This window comes from Pseudohongiella sp., from assembly GCF_040877505.1.
Classification (GTDB): Bacteria; Pseudomonadota; Gammaproteobacteria; order Pseudomonadales; family Pseudohongiellaceae; genus Pseudohongiella.
Genome location: NZ_JBBDNQ010000019.1, coordinates 117,535 through 134,977 on the forward strand (window position 1 = coordinate 117,535; position 17,443 = coordinate 134,977).

16 protein-coding genes and 1 other RNA gene are annotated in these 17,443 nt (G+C 56.1%); 9 read left to right on the forward strand and 8 right to left on the reverse strand.

All coding sequences use genetic code 11. The features are described 5' to 3' along the window. Positions 1–132 precede the first annotated feature (132 nt). Together WD071_RS07430 and WD071_RS07435 are read right to left on the reverse strand one after the other, a co-directional pair. A complete protein-coding gene (locus WD071_RS07430) occupies positions 133–333 on the reverse strand; it encodes a hypothetical protein (RefSeq protein WP_368047721.1) in 201 nt (66 codons plus the stop codon). Positions 334–423: 90 nt separating this feature from the next. Beyond that, positions 424–1,659 carry an FAD-dependent monooxygenase gene (locus tag WD071_RS07435; protein ID WP_368047722.1) on the reverse strand — a complete coding sequence of 412 codons (1,236 nt, stop codon included), beginning with the start codon at positions 1,657–1,659 and terminating at the stop codon, positions 424–426. A 122-nt stretch (positions 1,660–1,781) separates the two neighbouring features. On the opposite strand from WD071_RS07435, the gene WD071_RS07440 reads away from it, so the two are divergent. Together WD071_RS07440 and WD071_RS07445 are read left to right on the forward strand one after the other, a co-directional pair. Next, on the forward strand, positions 1,782–2,249 hold the full coding sequence (locus WD071_RS07440) for a MaoC family dehydratase (protein WP_368047723.1): 468 nt from the start codon (positions 1,782–1,784) through the stop codon (positions 2,247–2,249). Positions 2,250–2,286: 37 nt separating this feature from the next. Continuing rightward, positions 2,287–2,724, forward strand: a complete 438-nt coding sequence (locus WD071_RS07445; protein WP_368047724.1) for a DUF1499 domain-containing protein — start codon at positions 2,287–2,289, stop codon at positions 2,722–2,724. A gap of 7 nt (positions 2,725–2,731) precedes the next feature. Here WD071_RS07445 and ubiH read toward each other — a convergent pair whose 3' ends face one another. Together ubiH and pepP are read right to left on the reverse strand one after the other, a co-directional pair. Further along, entirely contained in the window at positions 2,732–4,033 is a 1,302-nt protein-coding gene (ubiH, locus tag WD071_RS07450; RefSeq protein ID WP_368047725.1) for a 2-octaprenyl-6-methoxyphenyl hydroxylase, read from the reverse strand. Between the two features lie 39 nt (positions 4,034–4,072). Continuing rightward, a complete protein-coding gene (pepP, locus tag WD071_RS07455) occupies positions 4,073–5,440 on the reverse strand; it encodes a Xaa-Pro aminopeptidase (protein WP_368047726.1) in 1,368 nt (455 codons plus the stop codon). Positions 5,441–5,549: 109 nt separating this feature from the next. On the opposite strand from pepP, the gene WD071_RS07460 reads away from it, so the two are divergent. The 6 genes from WD071_RS07460 to WD071_RS07485 all read left to right on the forward strand — a co-directional run bounded on the left by WD071_RS07460 (position 5,550) and on the right by WD071_RS07485 (position 9,751). Then, a complete protein-coding gene (locus WD071_RS07460) occupies positions 5,550–5,765 on the forward strand; it encodes a TIGR02449 family protein (RefSeq protein ID WP_368047727.1) in 216 nt (71 codons plus the stop codon). 12 nt (positions 5,766–5,777) lie between these two features. Continuing rightward, positions 5,778–6,101, forward strand: coding sequence for a cell division protein ZapA (locus WD071_RS07465; RefSeq protein WP_368047728.1), 324 nt, complete (start codon positions 5,778–5,780; stop codon positions 6,099–6,101). A gap of 101 nt (positions 6,102–6,202) precedes the next feature. After that, positions 6,203–6,381, forward strand: a non-coding RNA gene (ssrS, locus tag WD071_RS07470) — 6S RNA. Positions 6,382–6,421: 40 nt separating this feature from the next. Next, the gene (locus WD071_RS07475) at positions 6,422–7,057 is read left to right on the forward strand and encodes a 5-formyltetrahydrofolate cyclo-ligase (RefSeq protein WP_368047729.1); all 636 of its coding nucleotides are present in this window, start codon (positions 6,422–6,424) and stop codon (positions 7,055–7,057) included. 376 nt (positions 7,058–7,433) lie between these two features. Continuing rightward, on the forward strand, positions 7,434–8,282 hold the full coding sequence (gene imuA / locus WD071_RS07480; protein WP_368047730.1) for a translesion DNA synthesis-associated protein ImuA: 849 nt from the start codon (positions 7,434–7,436) through the stop codon (positions 8,280–8,282). A 134-nt stretch (positions 8,283–8,416) separates the two neighbouring features. Further along, positions 8,417–9,751, forward strand: coding sequence for a hypothetical protein (locus tag WD071_RS07485; protein ID WP_368047731.1), 1,335 nt, complete (start codon positions 8,417–8,419; stop codon positions 9,749–9,751). Here WD071_RS07485 and WD071_RS07490 read toward each other — a convergent pair. After that, positions 9,748–10,959, reverse strand: coding sequence for an HD-GYP domain-containing protein (locus WD071_RS07490; protein WP_368047732.1), 1,212 nt, complete (start codon positions 10,957–10,959; stop codon positions 9,748–9,750). The two genes, WD071_RS07485 and WD071_RS07490, sit on opposite strands and share 4 nt — an antisense overlap. 83 nt (positions 10,960–11,042) lie before the next feature. Here WD071_RS07490 and WD071_RS07495 point away from each other — a divergent pair, with 83 nt between their 5' ends. Continuing rightward, positions 11,043–12,050 carry a DMT family transporter gene (locus WD071_RS07495; RefSeq protein ID WP_368047733.1) on the forward strand — a complete coding sequence of 336 codons (1,008 nt, stop codon included), beginning with the start codon at positions 11,043–11,045 and terminating at the stop codon, positions 12,048–12,050. Here WD071_RS07495 and WD071_RS07500 read toward each other — a convergent pair. The 3 genes from WD071_RS07500 to WD071_RS07510 all read right to left on the reverse strand — a co-directional run bounded on the left by WD071_RS07500 (position 12,033) and on the right by WD071_RS07510 (position 17,366). Continuing rightward, entirely contained in the window at positions 12,033–15,188 is a 3,156-nt protein-coding gene (locus tag WD071_RS07500) for an error-prone DNA polymerase (RefSeq protein ID WP_368047873.1), read from the reverse strand. The genes WD071_RS07495 and WD071_RS07500 overlap by 18 nt on opposite strands. Positions 15,189–15,410: 222 nt before the next feature. Continuing rightward, positions 15,411–16,277, reverse strand: a complete 867-nt coding sequence (locus WD071_RS07505) for a hypothetical protein (protein WP_368047734.1) — start codon at positions 16,275–16,277, stop codon at positions 15,411–15,413. A 45-nt stretch (positions 16,278–16,322) separates the two neighbouring features. After that, positions 16,323–17,366: a hypothetical protein gene (locus tag WD071_RS07510; RefSeq protein ID WP_368047735.1), complete on the reverse strand. Its 1,044-nt coding sequence runs from the start codon at positions 17,364–17,366 to the stop codon at positions 16,323–16,325. Positions 17,367–17,443: the final 77 nt, after the last annotated feature.

The following is a 17,443-nucleotide window of genomic DNA, read 5'->3' on the forward strand; positions in this document are numbered from 1 at the left end:
TCAGACTGGCTGGGATGAGTTTGGTGTGCGATACCGGCAACAACACCGACTCCCACAAGTGATTCTGGCTTAACCCGCCCAGCTCCCCGGGCAAATACCCGACACGCTCTCGAACAGTTGCAGGGTAAAGACTCAATGCAGGCGGCGCGATTCCATCAACTCTTCTTCAAAGAGCTTTTTGACGCGCAACAATTCCTTCATGTCACCCTCTGATTTGAGCAGGGGCAGGTGATTTTCAATATCGAGGATGATGTTGGTGATACTGCCGGTATCCAACGCGCTAAGGTCCACGTCAAACGGCCAGATCATATCTTGGCTGGTATCGTGACTCATGACTTTCCCGGCAGACCCCTGTAAACGAGTTGGCAGACTAAATGGCATACTCATTGTGTCGTCCGCGCCGGGGAAAGCTTTAACGGCCTGTTAACCCATGGCCTCACGCATCAATCGGTTCTTCAACAACGGCCACCCGTCGACTGCACGCATGCCGGTGTTACGCAGCCAGCGCACGGCCAGCGGCTGATCGGCGTAGAGCCGCTTGAAGCCTTCCATCATGGCCATCATCGCCAGATTATGGGGTTTGCGGCGGCGCTGGTAACGGCGCAGAACCATGGGATCCGTCAACTGGCGTCCGACCTGGACGGCGCGCATCAGCTCCCCGGCCAGCGCCTGCACGTCCAGCAGACCCAGGTTGGCGCCCTGACCGGCCAGTGGATGAATGCTGTGCGCCGCATCGCCCACCAGCACCACGGCGTCGCGGAAATAATCGCGGGCATGGCGTTGGCGCAGCGGAAAGCTGTAGCGCTGCGCGCAGTCGCTGATCGGTCCCAGCCAGTGCTCGCTGGCCCGGGTCAGGGCCTGACAGAAGGCAGCATCGTCCATGGCCATCAGCTCGGCGGCCTTGTCGGGCAGCAAGGACCAGACAATGGAACAATAGTGTTCGGCATCCTCGGCTGATTCAGACGATGCCAGCGGCAGAAATGCCAGTACCCCTGCGTCCATGAAACACTGCCGCGCCGTGGCTTGATGCGCATCACGGGTTTTGATGCTGGTGACAATGGCCTGGTGTTCATAATCCCATTCGCGAGTGTCGAACCCGGCCATGGCGCGCAACGGTGAATTGGCGCCATCAGCGGCAATCAGCAGGCTGGCGGTGATGTGCTGGCCATCGGCCAGAGTCAGTTGTGCGCCGACACCCGGATCATGGCGGTAGGCGTCCAGTGTTGCCGGTGCCAGTATGGTCAGCTCAGTTTTGTTATCGCTCCCGTGCGCCAGCCGCTGCAGGCCATCATGCAGGGCGCCAGTCAATACACTGTTTTCAACGATATGACCCAGTTCAGGGGCATGGATATCGTGGGCGGCAAAATCGATACTGGCAGTACCATCGGCCTCATGTACGTGCATGCGGGTATAGGCGCACAGGCGATCCGCCGGCATGGCCTGCCACACACCCAGACTTTCCAGCAGACGCTGCGAGGCGGCGGTCATGGCACTGACCCGGGCATCATAGTCGGCAATATCGTTGACTGGCGTGTCCTGCAGACCCTGCAAGGGTTTACTGTCAATCAGGGCAAGTCGCAGCCCGCTGTCAGCCAGCGCCAGCGCCATGGCCGCACCGGTGATACCGGCACCCACTATCACTACATCATAGTCATTCATGCGCAATCGCCCTGTCCACCTTGTTTTGCCGTATTCGCCCTATCTGTCTTTGGCTGCATCGTCTATATTACGGCTTATCTTAACGGTATCGAATCAGCCTTGATAGCAGGAGTTTATCATCCATGACAGCAGAAATGACCGTCGATGCGGCGCAAGCCCTGATCGGCACGGAAACCGGCATCAGCCAGTGGCACACCATCAGCCAGGAACAGGTCAATCAGTTTGCCGACACTACCGGTGATCATCAATTCATTCACCTGGATGAGGAACGTGCCAAAGTGGAAACGCCCTTCGGCGGCACCATCGCTCACGGTTACCTGACCCTGTCCTTGCTCAGCATGCTGGGCGCCGAGGCCGGCACTGTACGCCTGGCAGGCACCAAAATTACCATCAACTATGGTCTGGACAAGGTGCGCTTTCTGAATCCGGTGCGCGTCGGTTCGCGTATCCGTGCCCGCTTTGTCATGCACAGCATTACTGAAAAAAATCCCGGGCAGTACCTGATCAAGCATCAGGTCACCGTGGAAATTGAGAACCAGGACAAACCGGCCATGATCGCTGAATCACTGAGCCTGGCCGTTACCGGTTGACTATCAGATCTTTTGACTAACTTTCAGGACAACAACCATGCAACAGAAAATCCGAATCACTTTACGAGGGTTAATGATTGTGGGACTACTGACGCTTATTTCCTGTGCCGGTGACCGACCGACAACATTGGGCGTACAGGATGGTCAACTGGCTGCCTGCCCGGATTCACCCAATTGCGTGAGCAGTTTCGAGCAACGCGAGAGCCATGCCATTGCGCCTTTGACGGGTAACCTTGCCGCCGTGCGAGCAGCGCTTGAAGAGATGCCGCGAGCAGTCATCGTAACGCAGGAGAACAATTATATTCACGCTGAGTTCACCAGCCGTCTGATGGGTTTTATAGATGATGTTGAATTTCTCGCCGACCCGGCCTCTGGTCAGGTACACGTACGCTCGGCGTCGCGGCTGGGCCACAGCGACCTGGGCGTGAACCGCGAGCGCGTGGAAACAATACGCGGATTGATGACAACGAATTGACCGCTGTTTACAGGCGAGCCGAACGCCGGTCGGCCATGCCCATGGCCTGACGGGCAAACCAGCCTTTGGCCGGCGGCATCAGGTCCATCATCAGCAAACCCAGGTTGCGCCCCATCGCCAGTGCTGGCTGCGAGTTGGAGAACAGGCGGGTCGTCAGGTCGCTGAAGGCAATGGTTTTGCTCTGGTCGCCCGACTGCGCCGCCAGAAATGCCTGCAACACTTCCATTGAACCCGGGCTCCGATCACCCTTGTGTGCGGTCACAATCAACCCGGCCAGTGCGCGCGCATCACGCAAGGCCAGATTCAGACCCTGGCCGGCAACCGGATGCAGGGTGTGGGCAGAGTTGCCCAGCAGAACAATGCCGGGACGAATCTGTTCTCTTGCCACGGTCAGACTCAATGGGAAAAGTGACCTGGCGCCTGCCTGCGTGATCCGGCCCAGCCGCCAGCCAAAGCGTTGCTGCAGGGCGTCAATGAACTCAGCGTCCGGCAATGCCATGATACGCTCTGCACTGTACTGTTCCTGCTCACCCTTGGCGTTTATGTTGTTAGTATCAGCCAGCGTCCAAACCAGGGCGCCGCGATGCTGGCGTTCGCGCCCGGTACGATGGTCGGCCAGCGGCAGCACCGCCAGTGGCCCGGTGTCGGTAAAGCGCTCAAAAGCCTGCCCCTGATGATCATTGGCAAATGCAATATTGCAGATCAATGCCTGCTGCCCATAGTGCTTTTGTTGTACTGCAATCCCCAGCTGTTGGCACAAGCCGGAACGGCCACCGTCAGCCAGTACCAGCAGGCGGGTCTTTATTTTTTCCAGGCTGGCGCCTTTAATCGTTAACATGGCACCATCGCTGAGTGGCTGCACATGCTCGACACTGGCAGGCGCGCAAACGGTCAGCTGCTTGCTGTCGCGCAGGGCCTGTTGCAGGACACGCCCCAGGTGACGATTCTCTGCCACATAACCCAGGGCATCCACGCCCATCTGCTCGCTGTGCAATCGGGTCGCGCCAAAATGGCCGCGATCCGACACATGGATATCACGAATCGCGGTGACATCGCTGGCCAGCGCCGGCCACAAACCTGCCTGCTCGTAGATCAGGCGACTGCCCCAGGACAGCGCCGTACTGCGCGCATCAAAATCAGCAGCCCCAGCGTTGTTTTCCGGGTTTTGTACCGGGGCGGCGTCGAGCAACAGAACACGCAGAGCGCTGCCTCCGGCCAGGCGTTCAAGCAACAGTGCAAAACTGCCACCGACCAGGCCGCCACCGGCAATAACGATGTCGTATTCCGCGCTTAATTTGTTGTCAGTCATGATGTCTGTGGGTTGCTCTTGCTGCTACAGCCCGGCTCATCAAACGCGCCGGGCCATCAGGGTTTCAATTGCTTCCGTGGTCTTGGGTACACCATCGGACAGCACCTTATTGCCGGTTTTGGTGACCAGCACATCGTCTTCGATACGGATACCGATACCACGCCATTTTTTGGCAACCTTTTTATTGTCAGGCGACACATAAATGCCCGGCTCCACCGTCATCACCATGCCCGGTTCCAGTCGGCGGGGTTTGTCGTTGCACAGGTAACTGCCGGCATCATGCACGTCAATACCCAGCCAGTGACCCGCACGGTGCATGTAGAAATCGCGATAGGCGCCGGTTTCGATTAATTTGTCCGGATCCCCTTTCAGCAATCCCAGCTCGACCAGGCCATGGGTGATGATCCGCACTGTGACATGATGAGGCTCATCCCAGGGCACGCCGGGGCGGGTGACGGCGATCGCTTCCAGTTGGGCCTTAAGGACGATGCCGTACAACGCTTTTTGTTCGGCGCTGAAATGGCCGCTGACCGGAAACGTGCGGGTGATGTCGGCAGCGTAATAGTCGTATTCGCAGCCGGCATCAATCAGCACCAGATCTCCGTCACGCAGAGGGTCACGGTTCTCAATGTAATGCAGGATGCAGGCGTTGGCGCCAGCAGCCACAATGCTGTTGTAGGCGGGCGCGCGACTACCCGACATCATGAACTCATGCACCAGTTCGGCTTCCAGGTGGTATTCATGACGACCCTCACGCGCAGCCAGCATGGCGCGTTTATGGGCGCGCGCAGAGATATCGGCAGCCGTCTGCATCAGCGCGATTTCGCTTTTGCTCTTGAACAATCGCATCTCATGCAGCAACGGATCCAGCAAAACAAATTCATGCGGCGCTTTGGCGCCCATGCGGGTGCGGCTACGAATATTTTTTACCCAGCCGCTGACGCGTTGATCAAAGGTCGGCTCCCGCTCCATGCAGTAGTACACGCGCTCGCAACCATCCATCAGGCCCGGCAGAATGTCATCTATCATACTGATGGGATACGCCTCGTCCAGCAACAGACGTGTTCTGGCCTGCTCAGGCCCGGTCAGGATGCCGGTCCACAGCTCTTTGGTTTTGTCTTTGGGCTGACAAAACAGCACGACTTCGCCCTGTTTGCGTCCGGGAATCAGCGCCAGTACTGCGTTGTCTTCGGTAAAACCGGTCAGGTAATAAAAATCGCTGTCCTGCCGGTACGGGTATTCGGTGTCATTGCTGCGGGTGCGCTGCGGCGCTGCAGAGAGCAGGGCGATGCTTTTTTTGCCGATTTTGCCCATCAGAGCCCGGCGACGCTTTTTCGCCTGCAGGTATTTATCGGCGCCGGCGACACCAGCAGCCTTGTCCGGGCGCTGTGATTTAGGTTTTGCCATAGATTTTCCTGAGATTGTGCCTCGTGTTATTGACCGCCCACAGCCAGCTCTCTATAGTAAGGGTCCAGTAACGGAACCGGCTGGCTAGACTCCTGCCTCTGTAATCGATATGAATGACGATCAATTCAACACCCTTGATGAAAAAATCGATGCCCTGGTGGCATTGTGCGCAGCTATGAAGCAGGAAAACCAGCTGCTGCGGGCCAGTCAGCATAACTGGCAAACGGAACGCCAGCAACTACTGGAGAACAACCGCCAGGCCAAAAGCCGCCTGGAATCGGTCCTCAGCCGTCTGAGATCCATGGAACAGTCGCAAAGCGCCTGAGTGTGAAAATTTATGAACAACCCCCAGGAAGAAGCCAGCACGGTCGTGGTGAAAATCCTTGATCGCGAATACCAGATCAGCTGCCCGCCTTCAGAACAGGATGCATTGCTCAAATCGGCGCGTTATCTTGATGAAAACATGCGTAAAATCAAGGCCCGCGGCACAATTCATGGCCTGGAAAAAATTTCCGTGATGGCAGCATTGAATATCACTCATGAACTGCTGCAGAAGAACCGCCAGATCAATGAATCACGCCACAGCTCGGCGCAGCAGATCAAATACCTGGAAGACAAAATTGAACGTGCATTGCATAACGCGCGGCAGATCGAGCTGTAAGCCGCACCGTTGCGGCCTTCTGCTCTAACAGAGCGCGCTGTTACAAAAAAGTTCTCGCTTTTACTCGATACCCCAAAATAACTTCTATATACTCGATTCATAGTCACCTGGAGTACAGGCCAGCTGAAAATGTTCTTGAGCCGATATCTGTTACTCCGGAGGCTCTTCGCAATGATGTTGTTGAGCATGTCCGCACGACGGAAAGCCTGATACATCGCTGGAGCCACCACCTGAACCTGTGGGTTCAGGACTATTTCGGCAGCGGTACTCTGGGTGGCTTCCACTTGCTGCAGCCTTCCCATCAACATGCCTGATAACGCATGAAACCTTCATCGCCGGACCCCATCCCAACACCTGCCACACGCAAAGCCCTGCGCCAGCGTCTGCGGCGGATACGTCGGCAGCTTTCCTTCAGTCAACAGCGCAATGCGGCTCGCAGCCTTGCCCGGCAACTGCTGCATGCACCAGCCTGGCAATGCGCGCGCAGGATCGCCTTCTATCAGGCTGTGGCCGGGGAAATCGACCCGGCACCGGCATTGCGGCATGCCTGGCGGCAAGGCAAAGCCTGTTACCTGCCTGTGCTGCATCCTTTCAAGCCTGAGCACATGCTGTTTGTCCGGGTCAGACCTGACGACCGGCTGACGCGCAACCGCTGGGGTATTCCGGAACCGAAGCTATGCCTGAAAGACATATTGTCGCCGCGTCAGCTGCACCTGGTGCTGATGCCATTGGTAGGGTTTGATGAGGCGGGCAATCGTATCGGTATGGGCAAGGGGTTCTATGACCGGGCTTTTTCATTCATGCACGGCAAACATGGCCAACCTGTGCTGGTCGGGCTTGGTCACGAATGTCAGAAAGTGGCAGAAGGGATCACGCCTTCCGCCTGGGATGTTCCGCTTGATGCGCTGGCAACGCCTCGGCGCTACAAACCAATACGAAACCTTAAGTCCTTGTAAGATATCGGTTTATAGCAACCCGCTTTGCGCTACACCACTGACCAGGACACTGAGTCCAAACAGAACAACAACGACCATTAGCATATCTGGTTTGCGTTTCATGAGATGTCCGCTACTGTTAAATATCTGATTATTTAATTATTCCATTTTCCAGTTAATTAAGCCTGTCATCTAATAAACTATCAAGATAACCCTGCTAACATGCTGAAGACTAATACAATAGCAGGGGCTTGACAATCATTCATTGCAAAAATTTTACAAGTTTTTTTATCAAACCATGCCTTAATCTCTGTATCGGCACTTGCCTGAAATAAATATACTGTATATATTTACAGCTACACGACGCCCGACAACATCACGGCACCGGAGCACAGGCATGAACACAAACGCACCCACAGGTACAACAACGACCACGCCGCAGCACACGCCTGGCCAGGTTAGTGTGAGCGGCGAGAATGGCGAGAATAGCGAGAGTGCCAAGATCGACCAGTTGCTGCAGCAAACGCAGGGCCTGTGGCGCGGCAGCCATCAACAAAGCCCCGCTTCCCGGATCACCGCCAGCACCAGCCAGCGGCAAAAGGATGATTTTTTTACCGGCGGCCTTTTTGCTGATGATCTTTTTACTGCCGACCCCGCCCCGTTTGCTGCCGACAGCACCAGTGGCGCGGGCCAAAGCACCGGTCATGCCGAACTGGACGCACTGTTGCCCTGGGGAGCATGGCCACAGTCCGGGCTTATCGAGGTGGTCAACAAGCAGGCTGGCATCGGTGAATTACAGCTGCTGGCACCTCTGTTACAGGCACGCAGCCAACAAAAATCCTCCATTCTCTGGATCGCACCACCTTATCCGCTGCACGGCCCGGCGCTGGTCCAGATGGGCGTCAATACCCGCAACAGTTTTGTGGTACCGGCGCAGACCAGCTGCAACCAGGCCCTGTGGAGCATTGAAAAGGCCCTGCAGTCGCAGGAATGCGGCCTGGTACTGGCCTGGCAGAACTGGCTCAGTGCCCGCGTTATCCGCCGCCTGCAACTGGCCGCACGCGAAGGCAACACCCTGGGCATCCTGTTTCATCAGCGACCGGCAGCACATTCACCGTCAACACTGCAGTTGCAATTGAGCAGTGCGCCCGTCAGCGAAGCCGGATATCGCAACATGGACGTGCAGGTACTCAAGGCGCGCGGCAGCCACAGACAGGGACGGGTGCGCATTAAACTGCCATGCTGAGCAGCAGGCAGCATAAAACGCCTGCTCACACACCGCACGCCCATACAGCACGGAAAAGCACCCATACTCGCCGCAGGCTCAAATCAGAACATCATATCCGGCGCAGTCCGGTTGCAGGCAGCAGGCGCACCACTTTGTGGTATGCGCTTCATTTCCCGACACTTGTTACCCGGCCCGATGATCAGGTCACCACGTCTTCTGCCATCTCACTTATCGCACAACATTGCCAACAGATAAGCGATTACATCAGTCTGGACGGTGATGACGCCCTGGTACTGGAGGTTGGCAGAAGCCTGAATTATTTCGGCAGCCTGGCGCGCATCAGAACACGCATTGAATCCGGCATAGCGGCACAAGGGATACACATTGATTTTTTCCAGGCGGTGACACCAAACGCCAGCGCCAGCTTACTGCTGGCCCGTACCGGACATAATGTCGCGTTCGGCAAACCTGAGGACCTACGCTCACGCCTTGGCGGGATTCCCACCAGCGCACTTGCCATTGATATCCGGATCTGTAAAAAGCTCGCCAAATGCGGCCTTTTCTATTTAAGAGATATCTGGCGCCTGCCGTTGCCGGAACTGCGCATAAGATTCGGCAGACACTTCAGTGACTATATTGAACAGTGCCTGGGGTTACGCGCGGAAATGCGCATACCCTGGCAGGCAAGGCCGGATTATCATGATCGTTACGATGCCGAGCACGGCCTGTGTTCCGTGCAGCAGATTCTTTATGCCTGCGAACAACTTCTGCACCGGCTTGAAGCCTTTCTGAAGCAGAATCATCTTTGTACCGATGAACTGGTTTTTACTATGGATTATGCCAGTGCTGGCGAAGCGCAGAATTGTGAACGGGTCAGCGTCAACATTCGTAAAGCCGATCGTGCAGCAGCCTTGTTTCTGTTGTTGCTGGAGACGCGGCTGTCGGATATGCATTTTTGCGGAGAAGTTTACGCCATAAATTTGCGTGTCACGCAGTTCACCGACTTCAGGCCGGCAGGCGGCTTTCAGCACAGGAAGCAGACACAAAAAGAAGGGGTAAATTCGCAACTGCTTGACACGCTGGCCGCAAGGCTTGGCAGCAATGCGGTGCAACGACTCCTGATTCGACAGGATTACTGTCCGGAATTTTCCACTCTCATGGCGCCTTATCTGGCACCCTTGACAGAGGACAAGGCAGACGCCTGGCACAGCAGCTTATCTGTTAGCCAAAATCCATGCTGGTTGCTGGCACCACCGCACCCGTTGAGTATCCGGAACCAGCAACTGCATTACCTGTCTCCTTTGACACTGCTACGCGGCCCCCGCCGCATAGAAACACGGTGGTGGCAGGATGAAGCGGTACGCCGCGACTATTATGTTGCCGCCAATGCCCAGGGCAATTTACTGTGGATATATCAGGATCTGGCGCGCAAAACAGAAACGGAACGGCGCGGTACAGACTGGTATCTACACGGTTTTTTTGGTTAAAGCCCTGATTGCCACAGCTCTTCCATGTAGGGGAAATTCCAGTTCTCAAAATGCTCGCGAGCCTCAATGCTGTCTTCCTGGCCTGACACAGCAAGATCCACAATAATCTGAGGTAAAGGCATATTGGAACGTAAAGAAAAGAAAGTTTTTACTTTTGGTTTTAGCAGATATTTTTCATTCTGTTCGATAACCACGGCAAGACGCTGGCTCTTCAGCCGCACCAGAGAACCTATCGGGTAAATGCCTACCACTTTGACAAAAGCCTGAAACAGCGCCGAATCAAAGTGCCCTTTCCACTGCGCCATTTTCTGCAATGACTCAGCCGGCCCCCAGCCTTTTTTGTAAGGCCGGTTCGAGGTAATGGCATCATAAACATCACAGATTGCTCCCATGCGGGCATAGATACTGATGTCCTCGCTTTTCAGGCCATGCGGATAACCGCTGCCATCATATTTCTCGTGATGGTGCAAACAGACATCAATCACCATCGGCGGAATGTCACCGGCACGTAGCAGTATTTCCTGACCCTTTTCCGGATGCGATTTGATAACCTGAAACTCTTCATCACTCAACTGGCCGGGCTTGTTCAAAATGACATCCGGCACCGACATCTTACCCACATCATGCAGCAAACCCGCGTAACCGGCATCACGCACTTGCTCTTCAGTCATGCCTAATTCACGCGCCAGCGCCACCATCATGGCGCACACCGCCACTGAGTGCATATAGGTATAGTTGTCTGATGTTTTCAGGCGTGCCAGCGTAATCAGCGCCAGGGGATGACGACTGACAGAATCGCTAATTTCATCCACGACTGCTCTGGCTTCGGCCATGGTGACGGTATTACCCATGCGCGCTTCGCCAAACATTTTTGTCACGGCGCTCCGGGAACGATTACACAATTCACGCGCCCGCTTGAGTTCGTTCTGGAAACTGCCAGGTGTGGTTTTTAGCTCGGGTACAGCCAACGCCGCAACGGAGACCGGAGAGGGAGAATCTGGCTGGCGCGGCTCTTTGGCCGACATTACCTTGCTTTGACTCAGATCAACGCTGACACTGACAACGCCAGAGGCCTTGATTTTCGCCAGATCGGCAGGATCTTCCAGCAAAAAGCTGGTTTTCCAGAACGGATGGCTAAGCCAGGAGCCATGCAGCTCATAGAGATACATGCCCAGTTGCAGATCCTTAACGGGTATCTTTTTTATCATAAAGGTATGACGGTGATGCGCATATGCGTGTCCTGGCGGAGCCATTATGATAACGGCTCACGAAGCCATGCGATAGTGCTAGAATGGCGTCTGACTATCAAGCTAATCCAACCCGCTGCCAGATCTTTTGTCTCAAAACCATGCCCGGCATCAACACCGTTGAACACAAAACCATTACCCACGCCTGGATACAGATTCATGTCTGCGTAGTGTTATGGGGCTTCACCGCCATCCTTGGCAAACTCATCACCCTGGAGGCCCTGCCGCTGGTGTTGTGGCGTATGGGTCTGGTTGCACTAAGCCTGTTTCTCCTGCCCATGATCTGGCGCACAATTCTGACCCTGAAACCTGCTTTGTTACTGATCTATTGTGGTATTGGCACGCTGGTCGCTTTGCACTGGCTGACCTTCTATGGCGCCATCAAACTCTCCAATGCCTCGGTGGCCGTGACGTGTATTGCCACTGTGCCGGTATTCCTGTCACTGGTCGAGCCCGTGCTGGCCGGTCGACGCTTCCAGATAAAGGAATTGCTGCTGGGTCTGATGGTGCTGCCCGGCATCGTGCTGGTGGTGGGCGGTACGCCGGAGAGCATGAATACCGGCATCATCATGGGCATTGTTTCGGCCATGTTCGTGGCGCTGTTTGCTGCCCTGAACAAACGTTTTATCCTGCGCGCCGACCCGCTCAGTGTCACGGCTATTGAAATGGCTGCCGGTTGTGCGCTGCTGGTCGTGGTCGGCCTGGTTGTCGGTTCGCTTTCCGGAGCCAGCAGCATCGCGGGTATTATCGATGCTGATGCTTCCATTTTTGCCCTGCCTCGTGGCAGCGATATGCTCTGGATGGCGATACTGGCTTTTGGCTGTACCTTGCTGCCATTTGCCCTGTCCCTGATGGCACTGCGCCACCTGTCTGCCTATGCCAGCGCATTGGCTGTGAATCTGGAGCCCATCTACGCCATCATCCTGGCGGCCCTGTTGCTGGGTGAACAACAGGAGCTGAGTGCCCGCTTTTACCTGGGCGCGGGCATTATCATTGCCGTGGTGGTGATTTATCCCTGGTTGATGCGCTCGCCGTCAGGCAAAGTCGCGTGATGCCACCTGCATCTCGCCCAACCAGTCACTGAGATCAACCAGAGTGCTGGCGACGACATGAATGACGCCATCGCTTTGCTGCAGGTAACCGGCTACACCCAGCAGACTGGCCTCATGCACGGGCCGGTAAAACTTGTGCAACAACTGTGGCCACACCACCACATTGATGAATCCACTCTCATCTTCCAGCGTCAGGAAAGTCACACCAGAGGCGGTTTGCGGGCGCTGACGACAGGTCACCAGGCCAGCCACTTTGATGCGTCTGCGGTCGGGCAGCGCAGCCAGTTCATCTGCCCTGAGCACGCCATGGCCACGCAAGTGTTCCCGCCACAGGGCCAGCGGATGTCGACGCAGGCTGAGGCCAGTCTGATTGTAATCCGCCACGATATCCTGCGCCTCACTGGGCCGGGGCAGCATCAGGTCCAGATTCTCTGCTGAACGTCGGTAGCTCTCACCCATGGCTGCAAACAAGGGTGGCAGTTCCTCCACCGCACTGGCATCCCAGAACGCACGATAGCGGTCAGTGGTCAGACTGTTCAGGGCATCGCCTGCGGCCAGGGCATCGCGATCCGATTGCGATAGTCCTGCGCGACGGACCAGGTCGGCAATGCTGGTAAATGCGCCATCAGCCCTTGCCCGCAGGATGGCATGGATGGCTGTGCCGGACAGGCCCTTGAGCATGCGCAGGCCCAACCTCAGGGCCTGCCTCTCAGCCATAGCAATAAGCACCGGCTCCAGAGTACAGTCCTCGTCACTGATCTGCACATCAACCGGCATGACTGTACCACCATGGCGCTGGAAGTCCTGGACCAGTTGCGATGGCCCATAGAACCCCATGGGCTGGCTGTTGAGCAGGGCACAGACAAAGGCAGCGGGATGGTGGCATTTAAGCCAGGCCGACACATAGGCCAACAAAGCAAAACTGGCAGAATGGGATTCAGGGAATCCATAGTCACCAAACCCTTTTATCTGGTTGTAGATCTGCAACGCAAAGCTCTCGTCATAACCGCGCGCGCGCATGCCACGGATCAGCTTTTCCCGGAACGGCTCCAGACCGCCCTTGCGTTTCCAGGCCGCCATGGCCCGGCGCAACTGATCCGCCTCACCCCCGCTGAAACCGGCTGCGACCATGGCTATCTGCATCACCTGTTCCTGAAAGATCGGCACCCCCAGAGTTCTTTCCAGCACCCCGCGCACCGCCTCACTGGGATAGCTGACCTGTTCCAGCCCCTGTCTTCGTGCCAGGTAAGGATGCACCATATCACCCTGGATAGGGCCAGGTCTGACAATAGCGATCTGGATGACAAGATCATAATAACTGCGCGGGCGAAGACGGGGCAGCATACTCATCTGGGCACGCGATTCAATCTGGAACAGACCTACCGAATCAGCCCGGCAGATCATGTCATAGGTTTGTGCGTCCTCTGCCGGCACATCTGCCAGCGCCAGCGTTTTACCCTGAATGCCACCAACCAGATCCAGCGCCTTGCGGATGGCCGTCAACATGCCCAGAGCAAGCACGTCAACTTTCAACAGCCCCAGGGTTTCCAGATCATCCTTTTCCCATTGAATAACTGTGCGACCTGGCATACTGGCATTTTCGACCGGAACCAGTTGCGCAAGTGGGCCCTCACTGATGACAAAGCCACCGACATGCTGCGACAGATGCCGTGGGAAACCGATGATCTGCTGCACCAGAAACACCAGACGTTTGAGCACCGATTCGGGTAATTGCACAGGTTCGATCCATACCGGATTACCCTCACTGTCCATACGCAGGACGTCCAGCAATTGCTCGACCTGATCGTTCGACAGGCCCAGCGCCTTGCCGACATCACGCAGCGCACTGCGGCGCCGATAGCAGATCACCGTGGCGGCGAGTGCGGCACGATGCCGACCGTATTTCTGGTAGATATACTGAATGACCTCTTCGCGGCGCTCGTGCTCAAAATCCACGTCAATGTCCGGTGGCTCGTCACGCTCTTTTGACAGAAAACGTTCAAACAACAGGGCCAGCCGACCCGGATCCACAGCAGTAATGCCCAGGCAGTAGCACACTGCCGAATTGGCAGCCGAGCCCCGCCCCTGACACAGAATATTGCGACTGCGGGCAAACACCACAATATCGTGTACCGTCAGGAAAAAATGTTCGTAACCCAGCTCCGCAATCAAAACCAGCTCACGGTCGACCTGTGTTTTTACTTTACCCGGCACGCCTTCAGGCCAGCGCTGCTTCATGCCTGTTTCGGTCAACTGCCGCAACCAGCTTTGCGGCGTTTCGCGTGCCGGCACCAATTCCCGCGGGTATTCATAACGCAGCTCTGACAAACAGAACTGGCACTGCTCAGCGATGCGCAGCGTTTCCTGCAGCAGAGTCGAAGGGAACAACCGGGCCAGCGTTTGACGTGTCCGCAGACACTGCTGGCCATTAGCAGGCAACGCAAACGCAAGCCCGGAGACAGGGGTACCCAGCCGTATGGCCGTCAGCGTATCACGCAGCGGGCGCCGTTGCGGATGGTGCATCTGCACCCCGCCACTGGCACAGATTGGCAGACCGGTGTGTGCCGCCAGGGCCTGCAAAGCCGCCAGTTTTTCAGCGTCATCAGCCTCCAGAAACAGCTGCGCACTTATCCATAGCCGATCAGGGAAACGCCCGGCCAGCCAGCGCAGATCTGAGTCGCAGACATCAATAAGGCAGCGTTCGGACAATGTTGCATCAGGGCAGCCGAATACCGCTGACCATGACGGCAGCCACAGAGCCAGGCAGTCACTGCTGTCAAGCGCCTCCAGCATGGAGCGCTTGAGCAAATATTCGCCCTTGGGCGCCGCCCGGCGAGCCTCACTGATCAGCGTGCAGATCTGGCCATAGCCTCGTCGATTGCGTGCCAGCAACACCAGATGCAGTCCGTCCTGACAACGCAATTCGGTACCAATCAACAGCTTGAAGTTTGCAGCCACTTCGCTCGCAGACCTTAAAGCAGAGTAGGCTCGCACGATGCCTGCAACAGAACATTCGTCGGTGATGGCCAGTGCCCGGTAACCCAGCTCCAGGGCACGGCTGACCAGTTCTTCGGGAAAGGATGCACCCCGCAGAAAGGAAAAATTGGTAATGCAATGCAGCTCGGCATAAGCCGGCACGGGCAGGGGATTTGTAGCACGCATAAAAAACACCGACAAAAGGCTGTATATTTATACAGTATTTTGCCGGTGTTTTAAATGCCTGATAACCGCAGCATCAAGAAAACGTATTCGAGGCAGTCAGTGCGAGGCAAAAACAGGCGAAAAAGCGGAATTTACACGAAGTAAATGAGCATTTTGAGCCTGTTTTTAACGACGCAATGGCAACGCAGATAGTTTTCTTTAATTGATAGGCGTGATGCCGTCACCTATGGGAGACCCCGGTGCCCGCAGATCGCCAAACAACAGCTCTTCCACGAACTCCACGCACTTGTATTCCAGCAGCTTCATGTTCTCGTCCTGATGACGGTACAGATGCATGTTGATGGTCCAGGGACGTTCGTAAACATTGGGATCGTTAACAGTTGCAGAGTACTGGATGGTGTTGCGATCCAGCATGGTGTAACGCTCCTGCACATGCATCTCCCAGCCACTGTGGTAGTTGCCGGAACGGTCGAACCAGGTGTCCGGCATCTGACCGGTCACATCGATGACCAGCGTGTCGCCATCCCAGCTACCATTGTTGTGACCCATCCAGCTGTCCACCTGCGCTTCCAGTTCCGGACGATTCATGTGCACGATGCGATCTGCACCGGCAAACTGATAGGTAATCAGTGTGGCATCAGGTGCCTGGAAAATCTGGAACGGGTAAGGCTGATAGGTGGCACGCGGCACGCCCGGCAGATAACACTTGGTTGCCGGATCACGTTGCAGCCAGTTGGCCTGATTCTCTTCTTTCGCATCACGCATGCCGGGTTTGTAAGGCAACATGCCGCCTTCAACCACACCCATGCCGGGCGGAACTGCCAGATGGGCACCGGCCTGCAATGCAGCCAGCGGGCCGTGGCGTGCTTCGTGCGGCTCCAGATCCCAGTACGCGGTATTCATTGATTGCCAGATACCACTGAAATTGGGCTTGCCATCGGGCGTGCGGGGGATTTCGGTACGGGATTCATTCTGCGCCTGTGAAACGTCCTGGGTGACCCAGAACGCGCTGACTGCGGCCGCCGTTGCCGCTACTGCAAAAAATGTCTTGAATTGTGTTTTCATGAACAACCTTGTTTTTGTCTGTTAAAGTCTATTCCTGTGACGAGATCACTGCTCCAGACGCATGGCCCGGTTGTTCTCGTGATCCCAGGTGCCCTCGTCCACACGCTCCCCGCGCAGGATGTTGACCATGCCGTAGTTGCCTTCGTGGCAGGCATACTCAAACATCTCGCCATCGGAGCGGAACATCGGTACGACACCGGTGATCTTGTCTTCAAAGGCCAAAGGATCTTCCACGGTGAACTCGTACTCAACAACGCCGTCAGCCGCACGGGTAAACTTCTCGGTCAGCTTCTTGTTGGAGCTGATACCGACACCACGGAAGGTCTGGGTCTTGCTGTTGAAATTACGGGTTTCAACGACCAGGGTATCACCGTCCCAGTAACCACGTGAGTCACCGGTCCACTGGGTGATGTTTTCCGGGATGTGCTCGCGACCATCCATCGGCACAATGCGTGATTCGTGGATCATTTCGTTGTAGATGACAAAGTGATCTTCGGTCTGGAACAGCTGTACGTTGTTGTTGTACATGCTGGGCATGAACGGCGGCACCGAGTTGAATCCCAGCAGGCAGCGCTCGGAGACACCACGGTCTTCCGGGCCATCTTTGGCGATGCCACCCACGGCAACACGGACAGGACGCTCACCGTTGTAATCCGGGCCCAGACCGCCGTAAGCCACAGGGGCGCCTTCAACGCGCGCCGGCATGCGGCCATCTTCCGGATAAATCAGAATAGAAGTGCGCAGGTTGATGTCCTGGGGCATGCCTTCTACCCAGAACTGGTTGTAACCACCCACACCGCCCTGTGATGAATTGCCATCACTGGCAGCCGCTGCTGCCGCGGCGCGTTCGTCACGGGCCATGACTTCTTCCGGCGTGTAGAACTGACGATCACCGTAGTCACGCGGGCGTTCCAGTGGTGTATTGGAGCTGAAATTCCATACACCGCGCAGATCAGGTGTACCCCATTCGGTACGGGGCGCTTCATAACTTCCGCCGTTGTCAGCAGCCTGAGTGGTGATAGCCGTCAGGGCCATGGAACCGGCCACTGCAGCCGCTATCGCTGCTGATAAAATAGTCTGTTTTTTCACGTTTATCTCCTCAGAGAGCTTGATTTCAACTTGTTCCTCAGCATTCCCTGCGGTAACAAATTTCCAGAAAATCGGGT